General features: G+C 44.9%; 14 protein-coding genes and 1 tRNA gene. 8 read left to right on the forward strand and 7 right to left on the reverse strand.

The window, feature by feature from the left end:
• Positions 1 to 77: 77 nt before the first annotated feature.
• The 4 genes from dtd to typA form a co-directional block, all read right to left on the reverse strand.
• Complete coding sequence (gene dtd, locus BCU12_RS03825) at positions 78 to 512, reverse strand: D-aminoacyl-tRNA deacylase (protein ID WP_102403064.1); 435 nt, start codon at positions 510 to 512, stop codon at positions 78 to 80.
• On the reverse strand, positions 484 to 1,431 hold the full coding sequence (locus BCU12_RS03830) for a virulence factor BrkB family protein (protein ID WP_198599241.1): 948 nt from the start codon (positions 1,429 to 1,431) through the stop codon (positions 484 to 486). The genes dtd and BCU12_RS03830 overlap by 29 nt, the downstream gene beginning before the upstream one ends.
• Before the next feature lie 59 nt (positions 1,432 to 1,490).
• Positions 1,491 to 2,030: an AAA family ATPase gene (locus tag BCU12_RS03835; protein ID WP_102403065.1), complete on the reverse strand. Its 540-nt coding sequence runs from the start codon at positions 2,028 to 2,030 to the stop codon at positions 1,491 to 1,493.
• A 101-nt stretch (positions 2,031 to 2,131) separates the two neighbouring features.
• Complete coding sequence (gene typA, locus BCU12_RS03840; RefSeq protein WP_102403066.1) at positions 2,132 to 3,967, reverse strand: translational GTPase TypA; 1,836 nt, start codon at positions 3,965 to 3,967, stop codon at positions 2,132 to 2,134.
• 520 nt (positions 3,968 to 4,487) lie between these two features.
• On the opposite strand from typA, the gene glnA reads away from it, so the two are divergent.
• The 6 genes from glnA (at position 4,488) to add (ending at position 13,024) form a co-directional block, all read left to right on the forward strand.
• Positions 4,488 to 5,897, forward strand: a complete 1,410-nt coding sequence (glnA, locus tag BCU12_RS03845) for a glutamate--ammonia ligase (RefSeq protein WP_102403067.1) — start codon at positions 4,488 to 4,490, stop codon at positions 5,895 to 5,897.
• Positions 5,898 to 6,037: 140 nt separating this feature from the next.
• Positions 6,038 to 6,586 carry a DUF4124 domain-containing protein gene (locus tag BCU12_RS03850; RefSeq protein ID WP_102403068.1) on the forward strand — a complete coding sequence of 183 codons (549 nt, stop codon included), beginning with the start codon at positions 6,038 to 6,040 and terminating at the stop codon, positions 6,584 to 6,586.
• 130 nt (positions 6,587 to 6,716) lie between these two features.
• The gene (gene glnL / locus BCU12_RS03855) at positions 6,717 to 7,769 is read left to right on the forward strand and encodes a nitrogen regulation protein NR(II) (protein ID WP_102403069.1); all 1,053 of its coding nucleotides are present in this window, start codon (positions 6,717 to 6,719) and stop codon (positions 7,767 to 7,769) included.
• A gap of 55 nt (positions 7,770 to 7,824) precedes the next feature.
• Positions 7,825 to 9,228 (forward strand): nitrogen regulation protein NR(I), encoded by a 1,404-nt coding sequence (glnG, locus tag BCU12_RS03860; protein WP_102403070.1) that lies wholly within the window; start codon positions 7,825 to 7,827, stop codon positions 9,226 to 9,228.
• A gap of 141 nt (positions 9,229 to 9,369) precedes the next feature.
• Positions 9,370 to 11,916, forward strand: coding sequence for an EAL domain-containing protein (locus BCU12_RS03865; protein ID WP_102403071.1), 2,547 nt, complete (start codon positions 9,370 to 9,372; stop codon positions 11,914 to 11,916).
• A gap of 106 nt (positions 11,917 to 12,022) precedes the next feature.
• The gene (add, locus tag BCU12_RS03870; protein WP_102403072.1) at positions 12,023 to 13,024 is read left to right on the forward strand and encodes an adenosine deaminase; all 1,002 of its coding nucleotides are present in this window, start codon (positions 12,023 to 12,025) and stop codon (positions 13,022 to 13,024) included.
• A 265-nt stretch (positions 13,025 to 13,289) separates the two neighbouring features.
• On the opposite strand, the gene BCU12_RS03875 is transcribed toward add, so the two are convergent.
• Together BCU12_RS03875 and flgK are read right to left on the reverse strand one after the other, a co-directional pair.
• A complete protein-coding gene (locus tag BCU12_RS03875) occupies positions 13,290 to 14,012 on the reverse strand; it encodes a FliA/WhiG family RNA polymerase sigma factor (RefSeq protein ID WP_102403073.1) in 723 nt (240 codons plus the stop codon).
• 502 nt (positions 14,013 to 14,514) lie between these two features.
• Positions 14,515 to 15,834, reverse strand: a complete 1,320-nt coding sequence (gene flgK / locus BCU12_RS03880) for a flagellar hook-associated protein FlgK (RefSeq protein ID WP_102403074.1) — start codon at positions 15,832 to 15,834, stop codon at positions 14,515 to 14,517.
• 579 nt (positions 15,835 to 16,413) lie between these two features.
• On the opposite strand from flgK, the gene flgM reads away from it, so the two are divergent.
• The gene (gene flgM / locus BCU12_RS03885) at positions 16,414 to 16,710 is read left to right on the forward strand and encodes a flagellar biosynthesis anti-sigma factor FlgM (protein ID WP_102403075.1); all 297 of its coding nucleotides are present in this window, start codon (positions 16,414 to 16,416) and stop codon (positions 16,708 to 16,710) included.
• Positions 16,711 to 16,721: 11 nt separating this feature from the next.
• Positions 16,722 to 17,171 (forward strand): flagellar export chaperone FlgN, encoded by a 450-nt coding sequence (gene flgN / locus BCU12_RS03890; RefSeq protein ID WP_102403076.1) that lies wholly within the window; start codon positions 16,722 to 16,724, stop codon positions 17,169 to 17,171.
• A 793-nt stretch (positions 17,172 to 17,964) separates the two neighbouring features.
• Here flgN and BCU12_RS03895 read toward each other — a convergent pair.
• A tRNA-Ser gene (locus BCU12_RS03895) sits at positions 17,965 to 18,055 on the reverse strand.
• Between the last annotated feature and the right edge of the window lie 116 nt (positions 18,056 to 18,171).

Raw genomic sequence — 18,171 nt, forward strand, 5'->3', positions numbered from 1 at the left:
GTTTCACCACCGCTGTTTTACCATAACATACTCGTTTATTGTGAACGTCAATTCGCTCGCTCCTTCGAGCACTCGGTTTAAACCTGAAGCCAAAACGTGACGGGTCCATCATTGACCAGAGAAACCTTCATATCCGCGGCAAACCGGCCGCGCTCTGTGGGTAACACCGCTTCACATTGATCAGAGAAGTAATCATACAAACGTTCAGCATCAGCAGGGTGAGCGCCTCGAGAGAATCCAGCTCGCGTTCCCTTTTTCGTGTCCGCTGGCAACGTGAATTGAGACACGACCAGTACCTGACCGTCGACCTGCTTCACGTTAAGGTTCATCTTGCCGTCTTCATCACCAAAGACTCGATAAGTCGTCACGCGCTCCATGAGGCGTTTAGCTTTGGCTTCATCATCGTCTTTCTCAACGCCAAGTAATACCAATAAGCCTTTGTCTATTTCACCAACGATTTCGCCGTCGACCTTTACCGAGGCTTCACTTACTCTTTGAATCAGGGCAATCACACTCTTTTCCTATCTTTTTATCTATGTGTTGGACATCTTGATGATACTGGGTTGGCGATTGTAACACTTCCTGTTTGCCTGACCATAATGCTTGCTCGCCCATTGTGGCTGTGACTTCGGCACCAATAAGAACAATCAACCAGCACAGATAAACCCAGACAAACAAGATTGGAATCGCAGCCAAGGCACCGTAGATAAGTTGGTACGAAGGGAAATGGGTAATATACGCAGCAAAGCCTTTCTTACTCAGCTCAAACAGCACTGCTGCGACAATCGCACCAATAATGGCATGAGAAAAGAGTACCTTCTTATTTGGCACCAAAAGATACAAAACGATAAAAGCGAAAAAAGACAATAAAAACGGTAGCCAGCGCAACAAGAGGTTATAAACACCGGTAATCGCCGAGCTATCAATGATTTTTAGCGAGGTGATGTAAGAGGTTGCGGCAATACTCGCCCCAACCAAAATAGGCCCGAGAGTGAGGACCATCCAGTACATAGAAAAGGAAAACACCGGGCGCCGCTTTTCAGTGACTCGCCAAATGAAGTTGAGGTTCTTATCAATATTGGAGATCAGCATAAAGGCAGCAACAAACAAGAAAACACCACCCACAGCGGTCATTTTACCTGTGTTTGCAATGAACTCGACCAATGCGCCTTTTACCGCGTCCCCCGCGGCAGGCACAAAATGAGTGATAACGAAGTCTTGAATCACATTGCCCGCATTGGAAAACAAGGCAAAAGAGGACAGCACAGAGAGCAGCACAGTTAACATTGGAACAATCGATAGCAAAGTGATGTACGCCAAATAACCCGCGTTCACATTAATTCTATCGTGTTTCATTCGCACAAGCAGGTAACGGAAAAAGACCACTCCCTCTCGTGATACTGCATTGAGTGTTTTTACATCCAATTTCAACGACTCTCTCCCTGATATCGTAATCAATTTTAAGCTTATCAGCTAAGTGCTGATACTTGCTACCTATCCGCTCTATTTTCTAGGTGTTCTAAAAGCTCTTCAACCCTTTGATCAACCGTTCCCCAAGATATTTCAATCACCTCAAAACCAAGCTCTAGGTAGGTATCCTGCAGCTGCTGGTGGATTTCTAACGCCTCTTCAAACGGATAAGGGCGAACATCATCTTGCACGTAAATGGAGGCTTCAGGCTTGCACAGGAAGGCTTGTGGATGGTAACCCGCACTTCCTGCCACAAACTTGTCTGCGATCTCTAGCTTTCCCTGTTTAAGGTAAGCGCAGATATCGGGAATAGCGCGGTCCATAAATGCAACCCGCCGACTCCTATGCGCTGCTTGCTTTTGTTCTTCCATCACGGATAAGCAAAGGTTGGCAAACCCAATGAGATTCGTCCACGGCAATATTCCATCGCTAAGCAGGCTCTGTTCCTCTATCAATTGACGAGAGCTTTCAGAAAAAGTGAGGTATCCACGTTGAGACAAAGCGTTAATCAGCGTCGTTTTGCCTGCTCCAGGCCCACCAGAAATAATAATTGGCTTCATTTCGATCTTCTATTCCAGATTCACCAGATACAAAAAGGGCAAGAAGTCATCTTCCTGCCCTTTCTAATACTTCACTATAACTGCGCTAGGCAGCTAACCGGCTAAGATTCTTTAGCTGGACGCGCTGCACGCTTACGCTCGTTTTCAGTAAGAAGTTTCTTACGGATACGTACGTTTTCAGGTGTTACTTCTACTAGCTCATCTTCGTCGATAAACTCAAGCGCTTGCTCAAGTGTGTGACGAATAGGCGGTGAAAGAACTTGTGCTTCATCTGTACCTGATGCACGAACGTTCGTTAGCTGTTTACCTTTCAGACAGTTTACTGTCAGGTCGTTTGAACGGTTATGAATACCGATGACTTGACCTTCATATACTTCATCCGCGTGCTCAGCAAATAGACGACCACGAGCCTGAAGGAAGAATAATGCGTAAGTCAGAGCTTTACCCGTGCCATTTGAAACTAGAACGCCGTTATTACGCTGACCAATTACGCCACCTTTGTGTGGACCGTAATGATCGTATGAGTGGTAAATAAGACCAGAACCAGACGTCATTGTAAGGAATTCAGTTTGGAAACCGATAAGACCACGTGAAGGCATCATAAAGTCCATACGAACACGGCCTTTACCATCTGGAGCCATATCAGTTAGCTCACCTTTACGTAAACCGATGCTTTCCATGATCGCACCTTGATGCTCTTCAACAACATCGATAGTTACCGTTTCAAACGGTTCCAATAGCTGACCATCTTCTTCTTTGATGATGACTTCTGGACGAGATACTGCTAGCTCGAAACCTTCACGACGCATGTTTTCGATAAGGATAGATAGGTGAAGCTCACCACGACCTGATACGCGGAAACGGTCTGGACTGTCAGTTTCTTCAACACGTAGCGCAACGTTATGAACCAATTCTTTTTCAAGACGCTCAAGGATGTTACGTGACGTGACGAACTTACCTTCTTTACCCGCGAACGGAGAAGTGTTGACTTGGAAAGTCATTGTTACCGTTGGTTCATCAACAGACAGTGGTTCCATTGCTTCTACATTATTGACATCACAGATAGTGTCTGAGATTTTCAGCTCACCAAGACCTGTAATGGCAATGATGTCGCCGGCATTTGCTTGCTCAACTTCGTGACGTTCAAGACCTAGGTAGCCAAGAACCGTACCGACTTTACCGTTACGTTTCTTGCCTTCAGCGTTAACAATGGTTACTTGCTGGTTTGGCTTAATGCTACCGCGAGTGACACGACATACACCGATAACACCAACGTAAGAGCTGTAATCAAGCTGAGAAACTTGCATTTGAAGTGGGCCATCAAGATCAACTTGCGGTGCTTCTACTGTATCAACAACCGCTTGGAATAGTGGTTCCATGTCTTCGCCAACAACACCTTCTTCCATTGTTGCCCAACCGTTAAGCGCTGAAGCGTAAACCGTCGTGAAGTCTAGTTGCTCATCAGTCGCGCCTAGGTTGTCAAACAGGTCAAAGATTTGGTCCATAACCCAGTCAGGACGAGCGCCAGGGCGGTCAATCTTGTTGATAACAACGATTGGCTTAAGGCCGTGTGCGAACGCTTTTTGCGTTACGAAGCGAGTTTGAGGCATTGGGCCATCAACGGCGTCAACGATCAGTAGCACTGAATCTACCATAGACATGATACGCTCAACTTCACCACCGAAGTCCGCGTGTCCAGGAGTATCTACAATGTTGATACGGTAGTCATTCCAGTTAATCGCTGTGTTCTTAGCAAGAATGGTAATGCCACGCTCTTTTTCGATGTCGTTCGAGTCCATGACTCGCTCTTCAGCTTCACCGCGAGACTCAAGCGTACCCGACTGCTGTAGCAATTTATCAACCAGCGTAGTTTTGCCGTGGTCAACGTGCGCGATGATCGCGATATTTCTTAACTTATCAATCTGTGGAGTAGCCATGGATTCTGATTCACTTATAAAAGAAACAACCCTCTTAAATCGTATATTTAATGAGCATTGCTTTATTTGATTAAAAAAACGTCCGTAATGTACCAGATTCTGGGGAAAATCCCAGAAATATGTGATCTATCACAGCGAATTCCTCTTTTGTAATGTTAGGTGATGAGTTGATTTGGAACAAATTCAAATCAGGTACAGGGGATTAGGATTGACATCTCAAGCAAATATTGGCTGAATAACGACTGCTGTTTGATTCATATTGGTGCACCAACAACTAAATCGCACCATTTAAGTGCAATCACGGATCATATTGGTGCAAAAGGTATGATAAACCACAACAGTATTTACATAATGCATTGAAATTAATGGATTAATTTTTTTGGCACGATAATAGCTATATGGATATCAGCATCGATTAATACGATTGAAATGAAATTAATCAATGCTGGATTTCATGCTTATATAAGTTAAGCACATAATCGAGCCATTACCGCTTTAATTACACTGGAGGTTATCCAAGATGTCAGTAGAAAACGTTCTATCGCTGATCCAAGAAAACGAAGTTAAGTTTGTTGACCTACGTTTTACCGATACAAAAGGTAAAGAGCAGCATATCTCTCTACCATCTCACCAAGTTGACGCAGACTTCTTCGAAGAAGGTAAGATGTTCGATGGTTCTTCAGTTGCTGGCTGGAAAGGCATCAACGAATCAGACATGGTCATGATGCCAGACGCATCATCCGCTGTTCTTGACCCGTTCACAGAAGATTCAACGCTAAATATCCGTTGTGATATTTTAGAGCCTGCAACAATGCAAGGCTACGACCGTGACCCACGTTCAATCGCTAAGCGCTCTGAAGAGTACATGCGTTCAACTGGTATCGCAGACACCGTTCTAATCGGTCCTGAACCAGAATTCTTCCTATTTGACGACGTTAAATTCAACACTGATATGTCAGGTTCTTTCTTTAAGATTGACGATATCGAAGCAGCTTGGAACACAGGTTCTGAAATTGAAGGCGGTAACAAAGGTCACCGTCCAGGCGTTAAAGGTGGTTACTTCCCAGTAGCTCCTGTTGATTCATCTCAAGATATTCGTTCTGCTATGTGTCTAATCATGGAAGAAATGGGTCTTGTTGTTGAAGCTCACCACCATGAAGTGGCAACTGCGGGTCAAAACGAAATCGCAACTCGCTTCAACACACTAACAACAAAAGCGGATGAAACTCAAATCTACAAGTACGTTGTACACAACGTTGCTCACGCATTTGGTAAGACAGCGACATTCATGCCTAAGCCACTTGTTGGTGATAACGGTTCTGGTATGCACGTTCACCAATCTCTAGCGAAAGATGGTGTTAACCTATTCGCTGGTGATAAGTACGGCGGCCTATCTGAAATGGCTATCTACTACATCGGTGGTGTGATTAAGCACGCTCGTGCAATCAACGCGTTTGCTAACCCATCAACAAACTCGTACAAGCGTCTTGTACCAGGCTTCGAAGCGCCAGTAATGCTTGCATACTCTGCACGTAACCGTTCGGCTTCTATCCGTATCCCAGTGGTACCAAGCCCTAAAGCACGTCGTATCGAGCTACGTTTTGGTGACCCAGCGGCGAACCCATACCTATGTTACTCAGCAATGCTAATGGCTGGTCTTGACGGAATTAAGAACAAGATCCACCCTGGCGAAGCGATGGACAAAGATCTATACGACCTACCAGCAGAAGAAGCAGCAGAAATCCCAACGGTTGCAGAATCTCTAGAAGTGGCACTGAAAGCACTTGATGAAGATCGCGAGTTCTTAACAGCAGGCGGCGTATACTCTGATGACTTCATCGATTCATACATTGCTCTTAAGTCTCAAGACGTAGAGCGCGTAAACATGACAACTCACCCACTTGAGTTTGAACTTTACTACTCTGTATAACCTCAACTCACAATGTAATTTGTGTCATTGAAGTTAGTATTTTATTAGGCTCACCTCGCAGGTGAGCCTTTTTTGTATATAGCCTCTTTTATCGTGCCTTTAAAATACTCAACAAGTTGATTATTAAGAAGGAATTTGAAGTGACTAAGCTCTACTCTATTTTTGTTCTAACCCTACTCGCCCCATGGCTTGCGACAGCTCAAACCGTCTACACATGGGAAGATGAACAAGGTGTCATTCATTTTAGTGATTTCCCCGAAACCAATGCTGCTAAAGCCTTAACTCTACCGACATTAGAGTCGACCACACCACCGCCCACATTCGAAGATCTGCCAACCACCGCTCAGCAAGCCAAGCCAGAAAGCTCACAAAAGCAACCCGATCAACCAAAGCAATCAGAACCGCTTTCGTTGGCGTTTGAGTCTCCACAAAATGAACAAACCATTCGCAGCAATCAGGGACGAATTAATATCACCGCGCAGAAAAATCGTAAACTTAAAGTCGGTGAACAACTTCAGCTCATTCTAGATGACTCTCCTTACGACGCGCCAAATAACACGGGTAAATGGCAGTTAAAAGATATAGATAGAGGGACACATACTTTTTCAATTCAAGCCTTTAGAGACGGCAAGCTTATTGCATCATCCAGTACTATAACGGTGCATTTACATCGATCTTCGATTAAGTAACGTAAAACGGGCATGAAACCGATGACTTAGCCCTCATTCTACTTTCTCTAACAGCGACTATGCGCCATACTGAAATCATACTGCACCATATTGGTGCGATGAGTTTTTCAGGATATATAAGGATGAAGCTGTGAGCGCAGAATTGAGCAATGCGATACTTAACAATGTTGTCACCGCGACATTAATGTTAGATGAATCTCTTATGGTGAGATACGCTAACCCTTCTGCAGAGCAATTGTTTACTCAAAGCGCTAAGCGCATCATCGATCAACCGCTATCAAATCTTATCCAACACGCATCCATGGACTTGGCGTTGCTCTCCCAACCGCTACAAAGTGGCCAGAGCATCACCGACAGTGACGTGACCTTTGTGGTGGATGGAAAGCCACTGATGCTTGAGGTGACAGTCAGCCCTTTATCTTGGAACAAAGAACTGATGTTGTTGGTTGAGATGAGAAAAATTGGCCAACAGCGCCGCTTATCTCAAGAACTCAACCAACATGCGCAACAGCAAGCTGCTAAGTTACTGGTTCGAGGTCTAGCACATGAAATCAAGAACCCTCTCGGTGGGTTGCGCGGTGCGGCACAATTGCTAGAACGAATGCTTCCCGAGCCTAGCTTAACCGAATACACACAAATCATTATCGAACAAGCAGACCGACTGCGCGCATTAGTCGACCGACTGCTAGGGCCTCAAAAGCCAGGTAAAAAACAAGCTGAAAACCTTCACTCTATTATTGAGAAAGCTCGTCAACTGGTGGAACTTGAATCACAGCATACGATTGCCATAGAACGAGACTATGATCCTAGCCTGCCCGACATCTTGGTCGATGCCGATCAAATAGAACAAGCGCTGCTTAATATCATCAGTAATGCCGCTCAAATCCTGACTGAGCACCAACATGAACAACCGACCATCACTATTCGCACCAGAACGGTGCATCAAGCCAACATCCATGGCCAAAGGCACAAACTCAGTGCACGAATAGAGATCATAGATAACGGCCCTGGTATCTCTGCTGAGTTACTCGACACCTTGTTTTACCCAATGATCACAGGCCGTGAGGGTGGTACAGGGCTAGGGCTTTCTATTTCACAAAACTTAATCGATCAGCACAACGGCAAAATCGACGTTGAAAGCTGGCCAGGTAAAACAACATTTACCATTTATTTACCACTTTAAAATTATCGCTAGCAATATTATCGCCGCAACGCTGTTGCCGTAAGGAATGAGCACTATGAGTAAAGGATACGTTTGGGTTGTCGATGACGATAGCTCCATTCGCTGGGTTATGGAGAAGACACTCTCCTCTGCCAATATTAAATGCGAAACGTTTGCAGACGCTGAGAGTGTGCTACTCGCCTTAGAGCGAGAAACACCCGATGTCTTAGTCTCTGATATTCGTATGCCAGGCATCGACGGCATTCAATTGCTAGAGCAGATCCATGCTCGCTCCCCTGAGTTACCAGTCATCATTATGACCGCACACTCGGACCTCGATGCCGCCGTGAATGCCTACCAGAAAGGAGCATTTGAGTACCTGCCGAAACCCTTTGATGTCGATGAAACCCTCACGCTTGTTGAACGCGCAATCACACATAACCAAGAACAGCGTAAAGCACAAATAACCGAAGACCCAAGCGTCGATGAAACCCCGGAAATCATCGGTGAAGCCCCGGCAATGCAAGAGGTTTTCCGGGCGATTGGTCGACTGTCGCGTTCTTCAATCTCCGTTTTAATCAATGGTGAATCCGGAACCGGTAAAGAATTAGTGGCTCATGCACTTCATCGCCATAGCCCACGCGCTAAAAAACCATTCATTGCCCTGAACATGGCGGCCATTCCAAAAGACTTGATTGAGTCTGAACTGTTTGGCCATGAAAAGGGCGCATTTACCGGAGCCAACAGTGTCAGGCAAGGACGGTTTGAGCAGGCCAACGGTGGCACACTATTTCTTGATGAAATCGGTGACATGCCTCTCGACATTCAAACTCGACTGCTACGTGTACTATCCGATGGTCAGTTTTATCGGGTCGGTGGACATTCAGCCATTCAAGTGGATGTTCGAATTGTCGCCGCGACGCACCAGAATCTAGAAAACTTAGTCAATCAAGGTGACTTCCGAGAGGATTTGTTCCACCGGTTAAATGTCATTCGTATACAAATACCAGCACTAAGAGAACGCAAGCAAGACATCGAAAAGCTGACTTTGCATTTCTTAGGCTTGGCTGCGGAAGAGCTGAAAGTCGACATAAAGACATTGAGCACTGAAACCGTAGAAGTGCTTAATAATCTGGAATGGCCAGGAAACGTCCGCCAGTTAGAAAACATCTGCCGCTGGCTAACTGTCATGGCAAGTGGAAACGAGATCTTACCCTCTGATTTACCTGCAGAACTTCTCGATGAAAAACCCACCACTGCAATGAGTGAAGGGGAAAATTGGCAAGCACTTCTGGCTTATTGGGCAAAGAGAGCCCTTTCTTCAGGAGAAACCGAACTGCTGACCTTTGCACAGCCTGAATTTGAACGCATCTTGCTAGAAGCCGCCCTAAATCATACCAATGGCCACAAGCAAGATGCGGCTAAAGTCTTAGGTTGGGGAAGAAATACACTGACGCGAAAACTAAAAGAGCTATACTAATTGAATATTGGACATTGAATGCGTTGTTGAGTTGCTGTCATGTAAGGCCGCAACTCAACTTGGGATTGCTTTTCTCATTAAGGGCTACCCCAGATACAAGCACCGTTCTGCTTGCGCATACGAGACTATTCATGGATGTAAATGACTCAAATAACGTTAAGATCAGCGGTTGTCGTACCCTTTATATTAATCTTCTTAATCACGATGAGCAGCATCATCGCGATACAAAAATACAGCTATGAAGAGATGGTCAGTGAAGTCAGTGATACCCACCTAACATCACTGACCACTAACGTCGTTCAAAAGCTCGAGCATTACTTAGACGAGCCCTTTCAAGCCAGTTTATCCATTAGCCACAACATTGGTCATCACCACCTATATAAAGAAGGCAATTTAGAGTCTATTGAGCAATATCTCTTCAGTAGTTTTAACGCCCTCTATAATCCAATATCTCATCTTGGAGTGATTGGCTTCGGTAGTGAAAATAAGGAGTATGTGGGTTATCGAAGAGAAACAGATAACAACTACACTTTAATGCTTCAAGACCAACGCTCTGACAACAAACTGATCATCTATCAAGGCGATAAAATCAATGAACAAACACGTGCGGTGATTGACAAATACGATCCCACAGTGCGCCCTTGGTACACCCCTGTGTCTAGCAGCCTGAAACCGATTTGGTCACCAATCTACACCGATGCCGATGAGCGACAAGCCATCACGATTTCAGCACTCGCTCCCGTGTTTGAAAACAAGCAATTTATCGGCGTCATCGCCACCGACATAAAGCTCAATACCTTTAATGAATTTCTTGAAGAGCTCAAACAACGCACCAACGCGACGATCTATATCTTTGATAACGAGCAGCAGCTAGTCACGCACTCCAGCCGTAAAAGTGTGATCTCTTGGGGAACATCCATTACAGAGAAAGGCGAGCGTTTACTGGCCATAGAGAGTGCCAACCCAATTATTCAGTCAATGGCTGAATACATTCGCCCGCTCGCATTCCCGACTCAGTCTCGTTTGTATAAGTTTGACACCTTCGTCTCAGGAGAACGTTTCTTTAGCCAGGTCACCCCGTATACAGACCAGTACGGCCTAGAGTGGTATGTGGGGGTGTCCATTTCAGAGCCTGACTTGCTCGGTGCCCTTCCAAACAATCAACGTTTGAGTTGGAGTGTCGGTATTGTGGTCAGCATCCTTGGTATCGCCCTTGGTTTACTCGCCTTTAATCGTGTGACTCGACCTATCACAGCCACCGCTCAGGCGGCGCAAGATTTAGCCGTAGGCAATTGGAACAGCAAAATGCCTAAGTCAGGGCACATCTACGAAATTAGCTTACTGGTCAATGCCTTCAACGAAATGACCAACAACCTTAAAGCCTCTTTTAATGCGCTTCGAACACAGCTGCTCTACGACTCGCTCACCAAGCTTTATAGCCGAGAAGGGCTGATTGAAAAAGGCGATAAAATGCCCATCCTTAACGGCAGCTTACTGATGGTGGGAATCAATCAATTTAGAAACATGAACGACAGCCTCGGGCACAACCAAGCCGACAGTTTACTTAAAGAAATCGCCAACCGTATCAAGCACCTCTTTAACAGCGATGCCTATATTGCGCGTATTGGCGGGGATGAGTTTGCTATCTATCTGCCAAATAAACTCAGCCAAGATGAGCTCAAGTTGTACGCTAATCGCATTCACCAGCTGTTCGTTTCACCCTTTGTTATGGGCGATCAGAGCATCATTATCACGGCTTCAATTGGTATCGTTTCAGATAGCGCGCAGCAGATTTCGATGGGGAAATGGCTACGTAACGGCAGTATTGCATTGAGTAATGCTAAGCATGAAATTTCCAACATCAGCTTTTATCTTCCTGAAATGGCGGACATTTCTAGAAACCGAACCGCTATGATGGCCAAGATTCAAACGGCCATTGAGAACAATGAATTTGTCGCATTCTATCAACCGATTATTGACCTCAATAGTGGCGATGTTATTGGCGCAGAGGCGCTTGCTCGCTGGATTTCACCACAAGAAGGGCTCATTTCAGCTCTCGATTTCATCCCTATTGCTGAAGAATATGGGTTCATTGGAGAAATAGGGGAACAAATCCTACGACAAGCCTGTATGGCGGTTAAGAAAGGAGAGGAAGAAGGGAAGTGGGGCAAAGAATTCCATATTCATGTCAACGTGTCACCACACCAACTCTCGCACCCTGAGTTTATTAACAGCTTAACGGACATCATCAACGAATCCGGTATTCAGACGGATAAATTGACGTTAGAGATCACCGAATCACATATCGTGAGCAGTGATAAAATTGTGCTCGACAACATGCAAGCAATCCAAGACCTTGGCTGCAGCATCGCTATCGATGATTTCGGTACCGGCTATAGCTCACTCGCCTACTTGCATGAGCTTCCATTTGACTGCATTAAAATCGATAGAACCTTTGTCGATCAAATGGAGCAAGACACACTGGATAGTTCAATCGTTTCCGCCATCATCAATATGACCAAAGGTATGAAAGTCGACATTGTTGCGGAAGGTATTGAGACCATTGAACAGGTTCAAATGCTGAACACTCTGCACTGCCCTCATGGACAAGGCTTCCTTTACAGCCGCCCAGTTCCATACGAAGATTGGCCAACACATTTAGTTAACATCAAACCACATTCGGCTTAATTAATGATTTTTGAGCACTTTCACTACTGACAGTACCGTGAATGGTTTTTATACTTACTATTTGTTGACACAATGGCCGCCACCTTAATTAAATGGAATGACGACAATGATTTCTAAAAACATCCCTTTAACTGATCTGCATCGTCACCTTGACGGTAACATCCGCACGCAAACCATTTTGGATCTTGGACAAAAGTTTGGTATTTCACTACCCGCATACGATGTGAAGGGCTTAACTCCCCATGTTCAAATTGTTGAAGCCGAGCCATCATTAGTCGCTTTCCTTTCAAAGCTTGATTGGGGCGTCGCGGTTCTTGGGGATCTTGACGCATGTCGTCGCGTTGCTTACGAAAACGTTGAAGACGTTCTTAACGCACAGATCGACTACGCTGAGCTGCGTTTCTCACCTTACTACATGGCAATGAAACACAAACTCCCTGTTGCAGGAGTGGTAGAAGCGGTTGTTGATGGCGTGAAAGCCGGTGTGCGAGACTTCGGTGTGCAAGCAAACCTGATTGGTATCATGAGCCGCACCTTTGGTACTGATGCTTGTCAGCAAGAGCTGGACGCTATTCTTACTCAAAAAGACCACATTGTAGCGGTTGATTTGGCCGGTGATGAACTGGGGCAACCTGGTGACCGCTTTGTTACTCACTTTAAACAAGTGCGAGACGCTGGTTTGAATGTGACCGTTCACGCAGGGGAAGCCGCTGGCGCAGAAAGCATGTGGCAAGCTATCCAAGATTTGGGAGCTACGCGTATCGGTCACGGTGTGAAGGCGATTCACGACCCTAAGTTAATGGACTACCTTGCAGAGAATCGCATCGGCATCGAGTCTTGTCTAACCTCTAACTTCCAAACCAGTACGGTTGAGTCGCTAGAAAACCACCCTATTAAACAGTTTTTAGATCACGGTGTCTTAGCGTGTCTGAATACTGATGACCCTGCGGTTGAAGGCATCGAGCTACCATACGAGTACGAAGTTGCTGCCCCACAAGCAGGTCTTAGCCAAGCACAAATTAAACAGGCGCAACTTAATGGCCTAGAACTGGCGTTCCTATCAGATCAAGATAAACAAACGCTGAGAGACAAAGTCAGCAATCGATAGTTTTTATCAGCCGACGTTAAAAGCGTAAAAAGCCTCTCTTCTAGTCATTAGAAGAGAGGCTTTTTAATTGTCTCTGCATTTTTGGATTCCACATTTTCGACTAGCTGTACGTTTGAGAAATGGTGGTTTCTTACTGCTATTTATACCCAACACCAACCATTGTTGGCATCACGCCATTGAGCAAAACATTGATGGCCAAGCTATTTCCCATATTTTTAGGGTTGCTTGGTATCACACTGCATGATTGCTCCTTTAAAATTAATGCTTAATCATCGTCTGAAGATGAATTAATGCTTGTTTTATGCAACTGGCAAATTCTGGCTTCGGTTAAACCAACCACCATTGCTATCTCTTTCAAACTCAACTCTTTTAAGTAGTACAAACTCAAAATAAGCTGTTCACGTTCAGGTAATCGACCTAAGGCGTATTTCAGTAAATTTTGATCAATGACACTTTGAACGGAGCCATCATTAGGTTCTGAGTGATACGGCTCACCACCTTGTTCAAATAGCTGCTCAAGACTCTGCAGTTCTTCGGCTTGACTGACATACAGCAAGCGATGGTATTCATTAGACGTTAGGTTGAGCTCATATAAGATCTCTTGCTCAGTGGGCTGACGCGACAATTTCTTGGTTAACAATTTAATATTATCGGTGAGGTCATGAACTTGCTGTCTAAGCTGCCTTGGCCGCCAATCACGACGTCGAAGTTCATCTAAAATTGCCCCGCGAACGCGTCTTGAAGCGAAATAAGGGAAGTTGTCATCCATCTCACCATAACTTCGAGCTGCTTCAAGTAAACCCAGCAGCCCTAGCTGTTCCATATCGTCAAGCCCAACCGTGGCCGAAGCATGAGGACGCAACTGATTAACAATCCGCTTTACCAATTTAAGGTGCTGACGCAGCATTGCCCCTTCATCAATAATAGAGGAGGCTGACTGATCTTCTAAATAGTCGTCGTGCTGCGAGCTTTCTTGAACTTCTAACATAATCTCATTTCCATAATTATTGAAGAACCAACTTGGTGAACTGCACATCATCAATCTTGTACATGAAGCCATTTTCCATCCGTGTTCTTGCCATGTTCATATGCATCTTTTTCCGATGCCTTAGTATTCACATCGTTACCTGTAAACAGTTACTTGCCGCGCTCATCAGGGCCATTACTGTCGTTCTCTGCCCACAACATCAAGTCACGTAGCGTGATGTAACACACCGGTTCCATTTCCATTACGTTAGGTAGGTTTCTTGGTTTTTAAGTAGACTATCCGATGGGGCAAGTATTGTTTTGAGATTGGCTTAATGACGCTTGCTGACAACCAAGACTCATAACACAAATTGTGAGGCCATTGGATCAGCAGATGACATTTAGATTCGCTTACCTGTCGCCATCTGCGCATTAATTTGTTGATCCCTTTCGAGTTGTTATTCAAGCTCGACGACATCATTTAGCTGTATTAATTAGTACTTACTCACCTGATAAATCCTTAATTAAAACAGTTGCATGACCGCAGCAAAGGTTTTGTTGGCAGTATTGATCACTTGTAAATTGACTTGATGCGCCTCCTGATATTTCATCAGACTCACCGCTTCTTCATCAAGGTTGACGCCACTGGTACCCAATTTCTCTATGGTCGCTTGAACATAAATGTCGCTCGCAGCGGCATGATCTGATTCGGCCTGACGAGTTTCCATCGCAATATCACCCAGCATTGAGGTATAAGTCCCGCCAAATGTCTGTAAACCTAAGTGGGCAATATCAAATTTGAGCAAATTTCCGTTATCACCGAGTGCACCGTCACCAGACAAAGCGAGAGCTTCCGGTTTAAAATCAGGGTCAATGGACATAGAGGCTGCAGGATTAGCAGGGTCAAAGACAAACAACGGTTTACCGGCAATACCATTCTGATCGAAACCTTGTCCAAGTTGGTCATTAAAAGCCGTTGCAAATTCTAAAACGATGTCATTAATACTTTCTTGAAAGGGGACCAAAACGTCTCGCTCGTACGCACCCAGCCTACCGCCAATCTGAGAGTTGACACGAAAGTTTTGACCGTTAAAACTCAGTAACAATATCTGGTTCTGTGGATAATTTAGATCGGCTAATACAACAAACTGTTCGGTTTGATTGCCATTGATGAGGGGCTCTCCATTTGGCAACGCAAGTTCTAGTGTGCCATCGCCTAGGTCGGTGATGCGTACTTCGACCACTTTCGAGAGCTCATTAATCAATACATCGCGAAGTGAAGCCGTGTTCTCGCCACTCACTTCACCCTTACGAATCTTTTCATTGAGCTTGCTGATGTTGTCTAGCAAGCTATTGCAGTGAGCCACTGTGGTCATACGTTGTTGATTCAAATCAGAGAACTGACCGTCAACCGAACTGCTAAGCTGATTCATACGATTAGCCAGCGCTTCCGCTTCACTGATCATCTGCAGGCGATTCACCAAGCTCCCCGGAGACGCACTGTCGCCACTAATAAGTGATGAGAAGAATTTATTAAAGCCTTGGTCTAGATTCATGGAATCTGCGGAAAGCAATGTCTCTAAACGTTGAAGCTGTCGGTACGACGTTAATGTTTGACCCAACATCGAGCTAGCACGATACAACTGATTGATTCGGTACTCATCAGCGATGCGATGAAGGCTAGTCACCTTCACACCATTGCCCGCGGTGTTCATGTCCACACCGAACACCGCTTGATGACGGCTGTAACCTACTGTGTTGATATTATTGACGTTTTGAGACATAACGTTCATCTCGATTTCACTCACTTGTACACCCGAAAAGCCTATTTTCATCAAGCTCATACTGAAGACTCCTTAGGATTGACACTCAATAAAGGTTTGGCTAAATGCGCGAGTAGCGCTTAGACCTTACTCTCCCTGTTGCATAAACAAAGCGACCACAGGGGTGTCCTTCTTAAATTCACCCTCAACCATTGTTGGCTCAGTGTGAGCTTGATTCCGGATTGTTGATTCAGTAGAAATCATCACTGCAGCCTGATTGGTAAAAGGGGAAAGTGACGACCTCAGACTCGACATGACAACTTGGTACTGGTTACTGGTTACTGGTTAACCACGATTTTATCTCAAATCCCGATGGCGTAATTGGACTGCGACTTTCACCCACATCGCGCGAGTAACCCCTATATAAACAGGAGATAGGCTAGTGATCGAATCCATTGGCGACTCGTTCTCTGCATTTATATCAGGTGCGGCACTTGAAAATGAATATTACGAAGAACAGATTCTAGTCAGATACACCAGATCAGAAAAGCCATTCGCGCAGTGATCATAAAGTGTGAAAAAGTGCAGACTTTATTTTAAGGCGATGTGAATAGTGGTCGTTTAGAAAGGTATCAGCCTTAAAATTTAAAGAGGTGTACGATGGTTAATATTGACAACAACGGTAACAACCCTACGGTTTTCAACCAAACGATAAAGCCTGTCACTCAAACTGACAGCAGGGTAAGAGATCAAAAGCAGAGTAATGCACAAATCAATGAAATCACGCTTGAACAGAAAGCGTGCTCTCTAGAGTCACTACAACAAGAGCTGCATCAGCTTCCAGAAGTTGACCTTGCTCGCGTTAATGAAATCCGCGCGCAGCTGACTCAGGGTTATTATTCTATCGATCTGGATGAACTCGCCAGTGCGATTAAATCTACCTACCAACGCGACTGAGAACATCGACTATGAGTGTGACTAGAATCAACATCGAACGTTCGACCGCGATTAACCAATTTATTGTCGAGCTCAAGGCCGATTTGAACGATTATCGAAGTCTACTTGAATTGATGACCATTCAGCACAAGCTATTGACTAAGCGTGAAACAGAAAAGCTCTCCCAGATCTCAGGTAACCATAAAAGCTTCCTTGGGTACCTAGAGGCTCGAGCCAAGAATCGTTTACAGCTGCTGATTCAAATCGGCGTTTCGGCGGATTCGAGTGGCGTGGCGAAACTGGTTGCGGCTTTACCGAATAAGCTAGCTCGTCCATTGGAGTCAGATTGGAACGACTTACACCGTTTGATAGAGCTGTGTAAGGCCCAAAACGAACGCAATAACAGCTTGTTGGACATGCAGCAAAGCATCTTAACTCAGCTGACACAAGACAACGATCCGAAGCTTTACTCACTAGAATAACAACTCTTCATCTCCTACTGCAGCCCATTAGTCTCAGACCGGTTCATAGGCTGTATAACCCTGTTTTCTACTCTCGCGGCATACTCTCACCCGAACATTCTCTATACACTAACTCTATAAAAAACGCCTAGATTAAAATCTAATCGTGCTAGTGAGTTCCTACTCGGATAAGCAAGCGAATGTTGTAAATTGTGAATAGAGTTATCTTGCTAGATGGGTTCGCTTGAGTACATTGCGCTGCGCACCCATCTCATCATTCAACGCCTGATTTTTTCATGACTGCCTTACGACGCTTCTCCAACCCACTATCAAAAAGATTCCACCTTAATATTTTGTTCTAATACGTACTTCTGAATTCGACGATGTTCAGCCTAAGTCATTGACAACTTCTGACGTTGTAGAGATTGAAGGTGTTGCAGTTGGTCATGCATCTGTTTCCTCACACGTGCAGATGTATCGACTCATTAGCCATGACTTACTTCTCCAATCAAAGTTTTCAGTTCAAGTGTGATCTCATCAAGGGATCATTGGCTGGCTAATGATGTCTGGAGAAGGGCTACGAATCGTCGAAAATAGCTCATCAAGTTATGTCGGCTGCTAAGGTTTTAATAAATATTCAGATACACCCGCTCGTATTTCGCTACTTGCAAGAGCGTGTGGTTGGTAATCAACCACTGCAATCAGTACGGAGTATGGATTGAGATGTTTGGATTTTTCAATAATGTCAGTAAGCGACATATTTGGAACACTGAAATAGAAAAAGCCCAAGTCTTTCGACTTGGGCTTTCTAATGTGGCGGAGAGATAGGGATTTGAACCCTAGAAGGGCTACAAACCCTTGCCGGTTTTCAAGACCGGTGCTTTCGACCACTCAGCCATCTCTCCGTAAATCTTCATCATCAGATTAGTGCACTGATGACGTTTGTTATTTGCATAGCAAATAACAGTACCTCTTTTGTCTTCACTTTTTAAAAGTGAAAATAAATTTAAAGCCTGGCGAT

It is taken from the genome of Vibrio sp. 10N.261.55.A7 (genome assembly GCF_002877365.1).
In the GTDB taxonomy this organism is placed as follows: domain Bacteria; phylum Pseudomonadota; class Gammaproteobacteria; order Enterobacterales; family Vibrionaceae; genus Vibrio.